14 protein-coding genes are annotated in these 14186 nt (G+C 61.4%); 8 read left to right on the top strand and 6 right to left on the bottom strand.

The window, feature by feature from the left end; genetic code table 11:
- Window positions 1-105: 105 nt before the first annotated feature.
- Entirely contained in the window at window positions 106-1041 is a 936-nt protein-coding gene (locus HWX91_RS03580; protein WP_028200597.1) for a LysR family transcriptional regulator, read from the bottom strand.
- Between the two features lie 502 nt (window positions 1042-1543).
- On the opposite strand from HWX91_RS03580, the gene HWX91_RS03575 reads away from it, so the two are divergent.
- From HWX91_RS03575 to HWX91_RS03565, 3 genes are all read left to right on the top strand, one after another.
- Window positions 1544-2671 carry a porin gene (locus HWX91_RS03575; RefSeq protein WP_028200598.1) on the top strand — a complete coding sequence of 376 codons (1128 nt, stop codon included), beginning with the start codon at window positions 1544-1546 and terminating at the stop codon, window positions 2669-2671.
- Window positions 2672-2859: 188 nt separating this feature from the next.
- The gene (locus HWX91_RS03570) at window positions 2860-3294 is read left to right on the top strand and encodes a CHRD domain-containing protein (RefSeq protein WP_025496137.1); all 435 of its coding nucleotides are present in this window, start codon (window positions 2860-2862) and stop codon (window positions 3292-3294) included.
- Between the two features lie 121 nt (window positions 3295-3415).
- A complete protein-coding gene (locus tag HWX91_RS03565) occupies window positions 3416-4390 on the top strand; it encodes an alpha/beta hydrolase (RefSeq protein WP_028200599.1) in 975 nt (324 codons plus the stop codon).
- Here HWX91_RS03565 and HWX91_RS03560 read toward each other — a convergent pair.
- Window positions 4360-5202, bottom strand: coding sequence for an EcsC family protein (locus HWX91_RS03560; protein WP_025496135.1), 843 nt, complete (start codon window positions 5200-5202; stop codon window positions 4360-4362). The two genes, HWX91_RS03565 and HWX91_RS03560, sit on opposite strands and share 31 nt — an antisense overlap.
- Before the next feature lie 138 nt (window positions 5203-5340).
- Between HWX91_RS03560 and HWX91_RS03555 the strand changes: the two genes are divergently transcribed.
- Both HWX91_RS03555 and HWX91_RS03550 read left to right on the top strand, forming a co-directional pair.
- A complete protein-coding gene (locus tag HWX91_RS03555) occupies window positions 5341-6936 on the top strand; it encodes an MDR family MFS transporter (protein WP_028200600.1) in 1596 nt (531 codons plus the stop codon).
- A gap of 31 nt (window positions 6937-6967) precedes the next feature.
- A complete protein-coding gene (locus HWX91_RS03550) occupies window positions 6968-7474 on the top strand; it encodes a MarR family winged helix-turn-helix transcriptional regulator (protein WP_028200601.1) in 507 nt (168 codons plus the stop codon).
- 139 nt (window positions 7475-7613) lie between these two features.
- Here HWX91_RS03550 and HWX91_RS03545 read toward each other — a convergent pair whose 3' ends face one another.
- Complete coding sequence (locus HWX91_RS03545) at window positions 7614-8891, bottom strand: amino acid deaminase (protein WP_028200602.1); 1278 nt, start codon at window positions 8889-8891, stop codon at window positions 7614-7616.
- Between the two features lie 157 nt (window positions 8892-9048).
- On the opposite strand from HWX91_RS03545, the gene HWX91_RS03540 reads away from it, so the two are divergent.
- The 3 genes from HWX91_RS03540 (at window position 9049) to HWX91_RS03530 (ending at window position 11886) form a co-directional block, all read left to right on the top strand.
- Window positions 9049-9939 carry a MurR/RpiR family transcriptional regulator gene (locus HWX91_RS03540; RefSeq protein ID WP_028200603.1) on the top strand — a complete coding sequence of 297 codons (891 nt, stop codon included), beginning with the start codon at window positions 9049-9051 and terminating at the stop codon, window positions 9937-9939.
- Between the two features lie 3 nt (window positions 9940-9942).
- A complete protein-coding gene (locus HWX91_RS03535; RefSeq protein WP_028200604.1) occupies window positions 9943-11424 on the top strand; it encodes an N-acyl-D-amino-acid deacylase family protein in 1482 nt (493 codons plus the stop codon).
- A 75-nt stretch (window positions 11425-11499) separates the two neighbouring features.
- Window positions 11500-11886, top strand: a complete 387-nt coding sequence (locus tag HWX91_RS03530; RefSeq protein ID WP_028200605.1) for a RidA family protein — start codon at window positions 11500-11502, stop codon at window positions 11884-11886.
- Here HWX91_RS03530 and HWX91_RS03525 read toward each other — a convergent pair.
- The 3 genes from HWX91_RS03525 to HWX91_RS03515 form a co-directional block, all read right to left on the bottom strand.
- Entirely contained in the window at window positions 11865-12074 is a 210-nt protein-coding gene (locus tag HWX91_RS03525) for a hypothetical protein (RefSeq protein ID WP_127837960.1), read from the bottom strand. The genes HWX91_RS03530 and HWX91_RS03525 overlap by 22 nt on opposite strands.
- A 4-nt stretch (window positions 12075-12078) precedes the next feature.
- On the bottom strand, window positions 12079-13038 hold the full coding sequence (locus HWX91_RS03520) for an IS110 family RNA-guided transposase (RefSeq protein ID WP_028200164.1): 960 nt from the start codon (window positions 13036-13038) through the stop codon (window positions 12079-12081).
- A gap of 356 nt (window positions 13039-13394) precedes the next feature.
- Complete coding sequence (locus HWX91_RS03515; protein ID WP_028200163.1) at window positions 13395-13988, bottom strand: hypothetical protein; 594 nt, start codon at window positions 13986-13988, stop codon at window positions 13395-13397.
- Window positions 13989-14186: the final 198 nt, after the last annotated feature.

Raw genomic sequence — 14186 nt, 5'->3', positions numbered from 1 at the left:
CGAAGCCGCGTTAAAGATTTGGAGACATCCCTCGATGAAGGAGTCACTTCTCGCAACCGGAAGCATAATCGGGACAGCGCAAAAGATTCACTACAAAATGCGCAATTAACTGTTCGTAAATATCGATGAAAGGTTCGCGCCGGCTCTACTCCGAAAATAGTCGACGGTGAAATCCACAAACGAGCGCGTCGTAGCGGATACATGCCGACGTCCGGGATACACCAGCGAAACTTCCTTGTCAGCATCTTTGATTCGGTAATCGGGCAGCACCTGCACGAGCGTACCGTTCGTCAGATCCGCCGAGACGTGGTTTTCCGGCAGAATCGTAATGCCCATATCGGCGAGCGCCGCCTGGCGCAACATCACCGCGTTGTTCACCGCATAGCTGGCTTTCATCTTGACGGTGACTTCTTTTCCGTCGGCGCCGACGAAACACCATTCTGCGCTATGAATCCTGGATGACGGCGCCAGAAAAGGGTGCGCAACAAGTTGCGCCGGGGTGGATGGCTTGCCCGACGCGGCGAGGTAGGCGGGCGATGCAACCGCCACCGAACGGACCTTGAACAAAGCGCGCTTGATCAACGTGCCACCGCTGACCTGTCCCGGCACCACGATGCCGACGTCAAAACCCTCTTCAACCAGATCGACCGGCCGGTGCAGCAGGGTGACCGCCAGTTTGACCCGTGGGCACTGCTGGCGATAACGCTGCAGTAGCGGCGTCAACGCAAATAGCGAAAATGACGCGACGGCCACGAGTTTCAGCGTACCGGATTGATCGGTCGCACTTTGAGAAACGCGGGACTCTATGGCATCCAGCTGATCGAGAAGCTGCCGGCAGCCTTCGGCATAGGCGAGCCCGGCTTCGGTCAGCGACAGGCTGCGCGTGGTCCGGTTGACAAGCCGCGTATCGAGGTGCGTTTCGAGCAGCGCGACATAGCGCGTCACCACTGCATTGGAGATGTCCAGACTCGCAGCCGCGCGTCCGAAAGAGCCGCTTTCGGCGACTTTCAGAAAGACGCGCATGGCCTGCAGTTGGTTCATCGTGATAGTGGACTTGGTCGGGAGCGCCTGCGCTCATGGAACTGCTGGTGTTCGGTTGAGCGCGGAGAGAAACCGTGCCGTTTGCGGCGGTGCTCCGTGACGCGAAGTGCTAATGCTGGCTGTAACAGATGGGCATCGTAATCGCCAAACAAACTGCCTGGTAAAAGAACCGGCCGAATAGCCATGATGAGACTTCCGAACGCACGATGTCGCAGAGTCGCAACGTTTTAATTAGATAAGCATCGCTAAATATTAAACGAGATAAATCGACGGCCTTGTGGCTCAAGGCTCGCCAATATTGCGATACCGATCTTTCGAATAAGTAAAAAAATATTTTGTGCGAACACGCGTGGTGTCTCTGAAAGTTGGGCACCTAAACTCCGCCCTGCAAATCAAGCCCGTCTGCAGCGGTCGCTGTGAATGAAGCCGCCCCGAGCCTGCAATCGTGCTGTGCAAATAAATCGAGTCGAGGACTCAATAATCACACGTTATCTGGAACATCATGAAAAAGATTCTGATCCTTGCGGCGGTTTCCGCGACGTTCGCTAGCGCCGCCCATGCGCAGAGCAGCGTGACGCTGTACGGTGTCGTCGATGCTGGCTTCACATATGTGCAAAACGAAGTTTCCCCCGGCGATACGCCGAAGCATGCCGCGTCGTTCGGCGTGACGAGCGGCAATGCGTCGGGCAGCCGTTGGGGCATGCGTGGTCGTGAAGATCTCGGCGGGGGTTACGCGGCGATTTTCACGTTGGAAAACGGTTTTAACGTTGCCAATGGCACAACGGGGCAAGGTAACCGCAGCTTCGGCCGCCAGGCCTTTGTCGGCGTTTCGAGCAACTATGGCACGCTGACCTTGGGTCGCCAGTACGACTCCATGGTCGACTATGTCGGGCCGTTGACCGCAACCGGCAGTTGGGGCGGTGTGTATCTCGCCCATCTCGGCGACAACGACAACGCCAACGCATCGATGCGCATCAACAACTCGGTGAAGTACCAGAGCGCGAACTATGACGGTTTCTCGTTCAGCGGTCTGTATGGCTTTTCCAACCAGGCCGGCGCTTTCGCGAATGATCGCGCCTACAGTGCGGCTATGGGTTATTCGAACGGCGGCCTGAAGCTGGCTGCCGGTTATCGCCAGGTTCAAGGTCTCGGCGGCAACGCGAACGGTGCGGTCCAGGACGGCGCGCCGACCATCGGCGTGGCGGGCGAGCGTCAGCGGCAGCGTACGTGGGGCGCCGGCGGTAGCTACACATTCGGCCCGGCTTCGGTTGGCCTCGTGTACACGCAAAGCCGCTTTAACTTTGTCGCCAATGACGCGTCGGTGCGTTATAGCAATTACGAAGTCAACGCGCATTACAACCTGACGCCGGCGTTGTCGTTCGGTGCGGCGTACACGTACATGCAGGCGTTGCAGAACACGCCGGGCGTGTCCAACGGTTCGAGCCACTGGAACCAGATCGGCCTGCAGGCTGACTATGCGCTGTCGCGTCGTACCGACCTGTACCTCGAAGGCGTCGCGCAAGTTGGCGCGAAGGGCAACAAGATTGGATCGCAAGTGTTCGGTACCGATGCGCCGTCGTCGGGCAGGAGCCAAGGCCTGGTGACGACGGGTATTCGTCACCGCTTCTAAAACGCCTTGCTGCAGGAAGAGAAAGCACCGTTCGCGGTGCTTTTTTCTATTGGCAGATGCGATTGCGCATCGTCGTCGCGTCGGGTGTCCCCAGATACAAACGTGTTCGACGGATTTGCACTAGTATTTGGTGGCTCCGCGCGCATCCGGGTTTTCGGTGCGGCGGTGCATCAAGTCCGGAGAAGACGATGATTGCACTTCGAAAGCTGAATCTGGCTGTGGTGTTGTGGGCGTTGGCGTCGGGTGTCGCCTTCGCGGATACGGTGGCGTTGAAAGCGGACCTCGAGCCGTCGAGCGAAGTGCCGCCGCGAGTGAGCCACGGGCACGGTCTGTTGAACGCCACGTTCGATACGTCGACCAAAACCCTGCAATGGACTGTGACCTACGAGGGGCTGAGCGGTCCGGCAACCGCCGCACATTTCCATGGCCCCGCGCCGGTCGGGCAGAACGCCAAGGTCCAGGTGCCGGTCGGGAAAGAAGCGCTGGCAAGTCCGATCAAAGGATCGGCGGCGCTCTCCGAGCAGCAGGTGACGGACTTGATGGCGGGCCAGTGGTACTTCAATGTTCATACCGCGCAGAACCCGATGGGTGAAATTCGCGGGCAGATCTTGCCGGCGAACTAGATAGGAGAAACATCCGGTCGGCGCGGTGGCGCGCGCTTGTTCAGGATTAGAAGCCACCGTCCACCGACGCATCGGCGAACGCACGTACCATGGCGGGACACTAGCGAAGGAGCGTGTCCCGATGAGTTGGCAAAGTGCACTCGCGTGCTGGTATCTGCGCAGACAGTTCCGGCCGCAAACCCTCAAACCGGACATCAATGTCGAGAAGGCACGCGCGTTGACCGCCAAGCGCGTCTGGTCGCCGAAAGTACCCGCTGGCTGGCGTCTGCGGGAGTTGCAGGAGGCGAAGGATTGGCCGCTGCAGGGCGAGTGGATCGAACGCGTCGACGGCGTTTCGAGCGCCCCTACCCATCCGACCGTGCTGTATTGCCACGGCGGTGGCTATTACTTCTGCTCGCCGCGTACGCATCGCTCGCTGGTGTTTGGTCTGGCGACGCGTGCCAACGCGCCGGTCTTTTCGCTCGATTACCGGCTTGCTCCGGAGCATCGTTTCCCGGCTGCGCTCGATGATGCGACCGCGGCTTACCGGCGGTTGGTGGCCGACGGCACGCCGCCCGAGTCGATCGTGATTTCAGGCGACTCGGCGGGCGGCGGCCTCGCGCTGGCCACGCTTGTTGCCTTGCGCGATGCCGGTGACCCGCTGCCTGCTGGAGGCTTGCTGTTCTCCCCATGGACCGATCTGGCCGCCGCCGGCGCCTCGATCCGCAACAATGACGGTCTCGATCCGATGTTCAGCGGCCCCGCGATCGCTCGCGCCGCGCAGGTCTATCTCGGTGACGCCCCGGCTACGCATCCGTACGCTTCGCCGGTTTATGCCGACCTGCGCGGCTTGCCGCCGCTCTTCATCATGGCGGGCAGCACGGAGGTCTTGCTGGATGACTCGCAACGCGTCGCCGATAACGCACGCGCCGCAGGCGTCGACTGCGAATTCGAAGTGTGGAAGAAAATGCCGCACGTCTGGCCGTTGTTCACGCCGTTCATCCCGGAAGGAGGCCGCGCGCTCGACCGCGCCGCGGCATTTGTGCGCCGCGTGACGAGTACAACGGGCGGGCGTGGCACAGCCGCTCAACCGTCCAGCGTGACGTCGATCGCCTGATAGGCGCTCTCCACTGCCTGCTGGCCGTATTGCCGCTCCAGCCGCCGCACGGTGAAGTGGCCGTGCGCGACTTGCTGGAAGTGGTCGATGAACACGGTATTGACCATCGCGCCGAGCACTGCGCCGATCGCCGGAATCGATTTGGCGGCGATCTGCTCGCTCACCTGCACCGAGAATCGCGCGGCAATCGTATTGAGCAGGCGCAGCAAGGCGGCGGAGCCATGCGCGGTGAAGCCTTTCGTCGCGATTTCTGATGACGCCTTCGACACCGCCTGCGCGAGCGCGCCGCGCATGATGAAGTAGCCGAAGTCGGCGTCGTCGTCGGCTTTCGAGGTGCCGCCCATACCGAGCACGGTGAGGCATTGCAACTGCGTGTCGATCGACGCCAGATCCTCGCCCTCGCTGCGCGCGATGTCGCAGATCGAGCGGAACATCAGCGTGGTCGTGACGGGCAACTCGACCGGCAGCGCGAACAGACCGAACGCGCCGCCGGCCGCACCCGTCGTGGCCACGGCGAATTTGTGCAGCAGATTGCTCGGCTTGTCGGGCACGATCAGCGGCGAGGCGCCCGCTTGCCGCCCCAAGGTGCGCAGTGCGATCGAGAGGCACTTGCGCAGTGCCAGTTCTGTCGCATCGGTGACCTTTTCGTTGGCAAAAGCCGGTATGCGCGAGAGCAGCTTTTCGAGCGGCGCGCCGACGATGCTGGCCAGTTTCATCGCCAGCGCGGGGCTCTCCAACTCGTGTTTCGCGCGTCGCAACGCGCTCAGATCGTCGTCCGATAATGAATGTGCTGCGAGCGAACTCTGCTCCATGTGCCTCCCTGGCGTCATGTGTTTCCATTCTTCAGTCGATTGCCGCTACGGTAAACCGCGCCGGCGGGTTCAGCTTAGAGCATCGCCCCGTGGTATGATTCCCGATTGTTTGACGAGTCAACTGTTGCACTATCAAAAATGGCTGTCCATACCGCGGCCCACCACTCGAGTGGGCAAGTCTTACCGTTTCGTGAGTCGCTGCTAGCGATGCTCGGTGTTTCCTTCGTTTCGATGCTGGTCGCGCTGGATCAGACCGTGGTCGGCACCGCGTTGCCCACCATCGTCGCGGAACTGAAGGGTTTCGAGCTCTATGCGTGGGTTGCCACGTTATATCTGCTGACCTCGGTGATCACCGTGCCGATTTTCGGCCGCCTCGGCGATTACTATGGGCGCAAGCCATTCGTGATCGCATCGATCGTCGTATTCACGGCGGCGTCAGTGCTGTGCGGCGCCGCCAACAACATGCTGTTCCTCGTGCTCGCGCGCGGCTTGCAGGGCATCGGCGGCGGCATGCTGGTCGGCACCGCCTTTGCCTGCATTCCTGATCTGTTCCCCGACTCGGTCGTGCGTCTGCGCTGGCAGGTGCTGATGAGTTCGGCGTTCGGCATTGCGAACGCAGTGGGTCCGTCGCTCGGTGGTTTCCTCACGCAGTACTACGGCTGGCGCTCGGTGTTCTATGTGAATCTGCCGGTCGGTCTGTTGTCCCTATTTTTCGTCTGGCGTTTCCTGCCGCATCTGCGGCACATCGAGCACGAAGGCAAGATGCGGCTTGATTGGCCTGGCGCGCTGCTGATCGCGGTGGCGCTCGGCTCGCTGCAACTGTTCGTTGAGTTCTTGCCGAAGCATGGCGTCACGTTGAGCGTCTGCGCGTTGCTCGTATTGAGCGTCGCCTCAGCATACGGCCTGTGGCAGTGGGAAAAACGCTGCCCGACGGCGATTCTGCCGGTAGATATGTTTCGCAATCCCAGTCTGTCCGCGCTTTTTACGCTGGCCGTGCTTGGTGGCTTCACGATGTTTTCGTTGCTGTTCTACGCGCCGTTGTTGTTTCAGGGTGGCTTCGGGATGTCGCCGAAAGAAGCGGGGCTCGTTATTACGCCGCTCGTCGTGTTCATTACGATCGGCAGTATTGCCAACGGCCGTATCGTCTCGCGTGTGCGCAATCCGAATCTGATGCTGTACATTGGCTTCGCCCTGGTGGCGCTGGCGTGTCTCGGCGTGGTCGTTGCGACGCATTCCATGCCCCAATGGCTGCTGATGTCGTTCATGGTGCTCGGTGGCCTTGGTCTCGGCTTCGTCATGCCGAATCTAACGATCTTCGCGCAGCAGACGGCCGGCCGTGAGCATCTTGGCATTGCCACGGCGCTGCTGCAGTCGCTACGGATGATCGGCGGGATGATCGGCACGGCGCTGACCGGCACCCTGGTTAGCCATATGTACGCCAGCGGCGTGCGCAGCGCGCTGGAGAACGATCACGCGTCGCAATGGTTCACCGACCTCGGCGATCCGCAAATCCTGATCAATCGCGACGCGCAAACCACCTTGCTCGGCCAACTGCAGCATGCGGGTCACAACGGCGCGATGTTGCTGGAGAGCGCGCGTGAGTCGCTCGTCGCGGCGATTCATCTGGGTCTCGCGATGGCGGCGATCATTGCCGTAGTGTCCGTGTGGCAAAGCCGCCGCGTGCCGCCAATCAAGCTCCAGCGCAAGCTCGAGCCGGTGATTCACGCGGATTGATTTTTTAGCCTTATCGTTTTACTGACAGATCATGGAAGAACAGGACCGCGTCGCCGTTATGCAGCAATTCGGGCGCACATATCGGGCATTCATGTCGGCGTTCGAGGCCCAGGTTGGCCAGCCTTTGCCGCGCTGGCGTATTCTGCTCGCACTGCACGAGCAAGCCGGCGAGTCGTCGCAGAAGCGGCTGGTTGAACGCTTGCGCGTCGATCCGGGCGCGCTCACGCGGCAGTTGAAAACGCTCGAGGGTTTAGGCTGGATTGCGCGCAGCATGGATACGCGCGATAACCGCGTGACCAATGTGCGCTTGACGGAAGCCGGGCAGGCAATAACCAAAGCCAGCCTGCCGCGCCGCAACGCTTTTTTGCATGACACGATGACGGCATTGCCGGATGAGGCGCTCAGCGCGCTCTCAGGGGCCTTGAAGATGCTGGAAGAGCGGATCGGTGAGGTGGCGGCGACGGCTAACGCTGCAAACGCAGAGTCGGCTGATGTCGCGCAAGCGTTGGACGTGGCTAACACCGGCTCGACGCGTTAGGGCATCGCAGATGAACGTGGCGCCGATCAAGCGCCGCGTTTGCCATGCATGACATGGCCTGCATCGAAGCCATGAACCTCAGCAGCATCGCAAACGGCGCGCTACATCACCGTGGCGCGCCGTTTTCATCAGAAGCGAATCAGAAGAACGTTTCGATCACTTCCGTGACGCGGTACGACGGATCGAGCACCAGCACCTGACGCCACTTGTCGAACGTCAGGCACGGATGCGAGATGTCGAACGCGATCATGTCGCCCACCTTCAGATCGGCGCCGGCGGGAATCCGCAGATACGCGTGCTGATCCATCAAGCCGAAAATCTCCCAACCTTCGCTCGCCGCGATATCGCGCGGCGCCTCGGTGCCCGGACGGTAGTGGCGCGCCGGTTCGGGCATGCCCGCGTCGAAAGCGGAATCGCGCTTGCCGAGACCGACGATCGCGCGATCCGGTTCCGGAATCGACTGCACGTAGGCCCACAGTTGCAACGCCGGCAACAGGCCTTCGCCCATTTTCTTCGCGACCGGATTACGCGCGAAGATGTCGGTTTGCGCCTTGCGGTAGACCCCGACGTCATGCGTCAGATAGCAGCCGGGCCGCAGCACGACTTCGACCTTGCCGGTCTCCGAGGCTTTCACGAATTCTTCCGCGACCACGTCGTACCAGGCCGAACCGGCGCCTGACAGAACGGCCGGTGTACGGGCAAAACGTCCTTCCTCGACCAGTGCGCGCGTAACGGCGACAGCGCTTTGCAGGAACTCGCGCACTTCGTGTTCTTCCTTCAGCACGCCTTCATACAATTCGACGCCTGCCAGCTTAAGCACATCCGGATAGCGTGCGATCGCTTCGAGCACCGCGTTGCGCTGCGCTTCGTCGCGTACGCCGGTGCGGCCGCCCGGTACGCCGAGTTCGAGCAATACCTGCAACGGCTTGCGCACCGAGGTGAAAAACTCGCCCAGTTGTTCGACACCCTCGACCGAATCGACAAGGCAGAAGAACTCGAAATCGGGATCGCTCAGCAACTCGGCGACCATCATCATGTTGCGGCGGCCGACCAGCTGGTTGGCCATCAGGATCCGCGACACGCCGCCGTGATATGCCGCGCGCACCTGGTGCGCGGTGGCGAGCGTGATGCCCCATGCGCCGGTTTCGAGTTGACGGCGAAACAGTTGCGGCGCCATGGTGGTTTTGCCGTGCGGCGCGAGCTTGACGCCATATTCGGCGACGAACGCCTGCATCCACTTCAGATTGTGTTCCACACGATCCGCGTATAGCACGGCGGCGGGCAGGCTCACGTCTTCGTTTAGCAGGTTCCACTCGAGGCGCGCCGCATCCATGAGCTGGATGCTGGTGCCCGGGACCATGCCCAAGCCCTTGCTATAAGGATCAATTGTTGCGCCCTGATAGTTTGTAACTTTCATGTGTCCCTGCTCCATCGTCCGGTTAAATTGAATCAAAGTTGACTTTACTATGTTACCGAAAGTACGATGCGTGAACGAATGTTATTTAGTACCACGGTTTCCCGGAGTCTGTTTGTAAGCCTTCACGGGACGCCCGCGATCTCCTCACACCGCCTCAATGAACTCAACCGCCGAGCCGCTGGCCTTCGATATCGTCGCGCGCATTGCCGAGTGCGCGCCGGAACTGCGTTCGGCCGAACGGAAGGTTGCCGCGCTGATTCTCGACGATCTGACCGGCGCGTCGCGTGCCAGTATCGGCGCGCTTGCCCAGCAGGCCGAGGTGAGTGTCGCGACGGTGACCCGTTTTGCGAAGGCGGTGGGTTGCCGCGACGTGCGGGAGTTGAAGTTGCGGCTCGCGCAGGCTGCGGCGGTCGGTCAGCGCTTCCTGCAAGCGGGCGGCCCTACCGATGCCCCGGAGCCCATCGCCACTCGCGTTTTCGACGAACTGCAAACCGCGCTGGCCCATAACCATCAACTTCTTCGTCAGGCGCCTTTAGCGGAAGCGGCAGCCGCCTTGCGCGCCGCGCGCATGATCTATGTATTCGGCATGGGCGGTGGGTCGACCGCGTTGGCTGACGAAATGCGCTTCAGGCTCGTGCGGCTCGGCCGCCCGGTCGCGACCTATCAGGACGGCTTGTTGCAGCGGATGGTGGCGAGCACCGTGTCGCGCGAGTGCGTGGTGATCGCGCTGTCCACCACCGGGCGTGTGCCCGAGATGGTCGAGAACTGCAAGATCGCGCGCAGCTATGGAGCCAGCGTGATTGCGCTGACCGCGCCGGCTTCGCCGTTGGCGAGGCTGGCCGATTGGGTGATCCCGATCGTCGCTTTTGAAACCGATTTCATTTACAAGCCGTCGTCGTCACGTTACGCGATGATGATGGCGCTCGACGTTCTCGTTACCGAACTCGCCGTCAGTCAGGGTGACGAGAGCCGCGAATTGCTGCGCCGCATGAAGCACGCGCTCGATACGCACCGTGGCGGTGGCGATCGACAACCATTAGGAGACTGATCCATGCATTCGCATCCCGAAGCCGCCGATACGCTGATCGTCGGCGCGCAACTGTACGACGGCACGGGCGCACCGCCGGTCGAACGCGACGTCGCGATCCGTGATGGCCGCATTGCCGCGATCGGCAATCTGTCGAACTGGCTTGCTGAAGAGGTGATCGAGGCCAATGGCCGTGCGCTGGCGCCGGGCTTCATCGACGTTCATACGCATGACGACACGCACGTGATCCGCTCGCCGCAAATGCTGCCGAAGATCACCCAGGGCGTGACGACGGTGATCGTCGGCAACTGCGGGATCAGCGCGTCGCCGGTTTCGTTGAAGGGCGATCCGCCCGATCCGATGAACCTGCTCGGCGAGCGTGACGCGTTTCAGTACCCGACGTTCGCTGCGTATGTCGAGGCGGTGAACGCGGCGCGTCCCGCGGTGAATGTCGGTGCGCTGATTGGGCACACGGCGTTGCGCAGCAACCAGATGGACCGCCTGGACCGGGCGGCGACCGGGCAGGAGATCGAAGGCATGCGCGCGCAGCTCGAAGAGGCGCTGGCAAACGGTGCGTTGGGCCTGAGTTCGGGCCTCGCGTACGGCTCCGCCTTCTCCGCACCGACCGAAGAGGTGATGGCGCTGGCCGAGCCGCTCGCCGCCGCTGGCGCGCTTTACACGACGCATATGCGCACCGAGTTCGACGCGATTCTCGACGCAATGGACGAAGCTTACCGGGTGGGCCGTCACGCGCATGTGCCGGTGGTGATTTCGCATCTGAAGTGCGCGGGGCCGTCCAACTGGGGGCGTAGCGAAGAGGTGCTGAAGTCGCTGGAAGGCGCGCGCCGCTTGCAGCCGATCGGTTGCGACTGCTATCCGTACAACCGCAGTTCGTCGACGCTCGATCTGAAGCAGGTGACGGGCGACATCGACATTACGATTACGTGGTCGGAGCCGCATCCCGAGATGGCGGGCAAGCTGGTGAAGGAGATAGCCGCCGAGTGGGGCGTCACGCAACAGGAGGCGGGCAAGCGTTTGCAGCCTGCGGGCGCGGTTTATCACAACATGTCCGAGGACGATGTTCGGCGGATTCTGTCGCATCCTGCGACGATGGTCGGCTCAGATGGTTTGCCGAACGATCCGTTGCCGCATCCGCGTTTGTGGGGCGCGTTTCCGCGCGTGCTCGGCCACTACGCGCGCGATGCGAAGCTGCTGCCGCTCGAAGAGGCGGTGCGCAAGATGACCAGCTTGTCGGCGCACCGGTTTGGTCTCGCGCAGCGCGGCGAGGTGCATATCGGTTATCACGCGGATCTGGTGTTGTTTGATCCCGCCAGGGTTCGCGACGTGGCGACGTTCGAGAACCCGCAGCAGGCCGCTGATGGTATCGACGCGGTGTGGGTGAATGGCGTGTTGACTTACCGCGATGGCGCGGTGACTGGCGAACGGGCAGGGCATTTTGTGGCGCGCGGTGCGGCGTCGAAGGGTGATGCGCACGGCGCGTTTTGATTTTTTCGATCGAGCGATTGGGGCGCGTGTGGTGGTTTTGCTGGATGCGCGCCGGACTTTTAAAGGAGTTGGATGATGAAGCGATATGGCGTTGAAGGTGGCAAGGGTACCGGTGGTCAACATATGCCGTTTGCTCGGGCCGTTGAGGCGGACGGCTGGTTGTTCGTTTCCGGGCAGACGCCGATGGAAAACGGTGAGGTGATCAACGGCGGTATCGTTGAGCAATCGCACAAGGCGATTCAGAATGTGTTCGCCATTCTGAAGGAAGCGGGGTATGGGGCGGAGCATGTCGTCCGTTGTGGGGTGTGGCTCGACGATCCGCGGGACTTTGCTTCTTTCAACAAGGTGTTTCGGGAGTACTTCGGCGAGAATCCGCCGGCTCGGGCTTGTGTGGTTTCTTCTATGGTGATTGATTGTCGGGTTGAGGTTGATTGCGTTGCTTATAAGAAGCCTTCGGCTTGATTTTTTTGTTTGCCGTGGGCGGGGGGGAGGTTTTTGCCTGGTCGGCGGTTTTCTTGTTGATCTGGATCTTTGGCCTTTCCTTGCTTTGTTAGTGGTTTATTGGCGTTGCCCCTGTGCGGGGCGGCACTTACTTTCTTTGCCGCCGCAAAGAAAGCAACTGTATTGAAGGTCAAGTGTTTGGGGTTCATTCGATCATGATTTCGGCGGACTCCAGGGCGTAGCGTCACGCATCATGGCGTTGAGCCGGATGAGCAGTTTGCGCATGCCAGCGACGAAGGCGACCTTGGTTTTTTTGCCTTTGTCACGCAGCCGGTCACAAAACGCCTTGATGTCGGGATTGGCCTTCTGGGCAGCGACGCAAGCCATATAGAGGGCACGTCGCACCATGTGCCGGCCGCCTTTGATATGGCGCTGCCCCTGCTGTTTGCCGCTATCGACATTGAACGGCGCGAGGCCAACGAGCGAGGCGATTTCCTTGCCGCTGAGCTTGCCCAGTTCAGGCAGAAAGGCGATCAACGTTGCCGCGGTTCCCCTGCCGATGCCGGGCGTGGAGCGCAGCAAGGCTTCGGTCTTGCGCCAGAGTTCGTTGGAGCGCAGGAAGGAATCGATGTCGTCATCGGCATCCTTGATGCGCTTTTTGAGGAAGGCGATGAGTTCGTCGATGCTGGCATGCGTGGCCTTGTGAGCACGCCTGCGGCGGTTCTGCTCGGCGGTGAGCATCTCCATGAGCTGGCTGCGGCGCAGGATGAGCGCCTGCAACTGCTGGGACTGCGCGTCGTTCAGCGCCCGGAGTTCGGGCTTGACCGCTGCGCCGTAGTGAGCGATGACGCGTGCATCGATACGGTCGGTTTTGGCAAGGTGGCCGGTGGATCTGGCGAAATCGCGCACCCATCTGGGGTTGAGCGCGACGCCGGGCAAGCCTGCCTTGCACAGGGCTTCCAGGACGGCTTTCTCAAGCTTGCCGGTGGCCTCGAGAACGATGAGTTCAGGTTTGAGAGGCGACAGCCGTGCGATTAGATCAGCGATACCTTCGGGCGAATTGGCGAGCCGGAAGTACTCAGTGGAGCCGTGAAAGGCCACATCGAGGAACTCGCCACTGACGTCGATGCCGACGAACAAAGGAGAAACGGAGGAGGATTGGTTCTGGTTCACCACAGCACCCCTACTTGCAAAAATACGAGCTCGAGGCTCAGTCAACTGTTCGGGTTCAAAGCGGTAAGTGGAAGCGGCGCCACCAGCTTTCTTTCGGGCTGTGAGCCCCGGTAAGCAAAACGGGCTACCGCTTCCGGTGAACGGAAAGGATCAGTTTCCGGACACTGGGACCAATATACAAGTAAGCAAAGAAAGCGGCTTCACACCGCAAGCTCATAAGCGGGTCCCCCGCGCAGCCACGGTAGTGGTGCATCTGGAATCTGTGTTCCCGCACATTCGGCTCTCGTGACAAGGCAGTCATACCTCCGGCGGCGCTGCGCGCGCCGACGCGGTATTTCATCAACCCCTGGCGGCGTTTAGGTCTTGCGTGCGCTTTTTGCTGCGGGTTTTTTGGCCGGCGCTGGCTTTGTTTTTGCGCGGCTTTCTGTCGCGGTTTTCGCGGCTGCCGCCTTGTGGGCCGTTACCTTGCTTGAGCGAATGAGGCCTGCTGGCTCATTCACCTTCGGTGGCTTGCGCTTGCCTGTGAGTTCGGCCCAACGCTTTTCCAATGCGCCTTCGGCGATCGGCTTGATGACGGTTCCCGAGCTTTGCGCGTCCCATGTCTGGACCGAAAACGGATGCGTGCGCAACACGTCGCGCGCAATCACGACGCCTTCATGCGCGTCGACCACCCAGTCATACACGAAGTCGATGCACAAGCGGTAGCCACGCTTCGTCGCCGGGTCGGGGACCTCGTACGGCGCGCGTGTGACGTAGCCCGACCCGAAAATGCCCTTGGGTTCCTGCGCGACGCGGTGCAGGAATACGCGGTCCCCCGGCAGGATGCTGCGGGCGAATCCGCATCCCCACACGTCAGCCACCGCCACGCCCGCGGCAACCCGTTTCGCTACGTCAGGCAACTCGGGCCACGGCCATTTCTTGGGGCTCCAGATCAGCAGGAAAGCAGTCATGTCGGGGGCGAGGTAGGCTGGGTTAGATTCAGGTAAAGGGTGGCGCGGGCGCCGCTGCGGGGCGCCCCTCACGCGTTCTCGCGGCAGCTTAACCGATCGGCGGCGCGCCTGCCGCGGGACAGGGCGGTCCGTTCGACCAGCGTCCGGGCGCGGCGGATGCTTGAGCCGTCGCGTACAATTGGGGTCGTCAAGCTGCGG

The organism is Paraburkholderia fungorum (genome assembly GCF_902833645.1).
GTDB classification, from domain to species: Bacteria; Pseudomonadota; Gammaproteobacteria; order Burkholderiales; family Burkholderiaceae; genus Paraburkholderia; species Paraburkholderia fungorum.
This window is presented reverse-complemented; position numbering and strand designations above follow the sequence as displayed.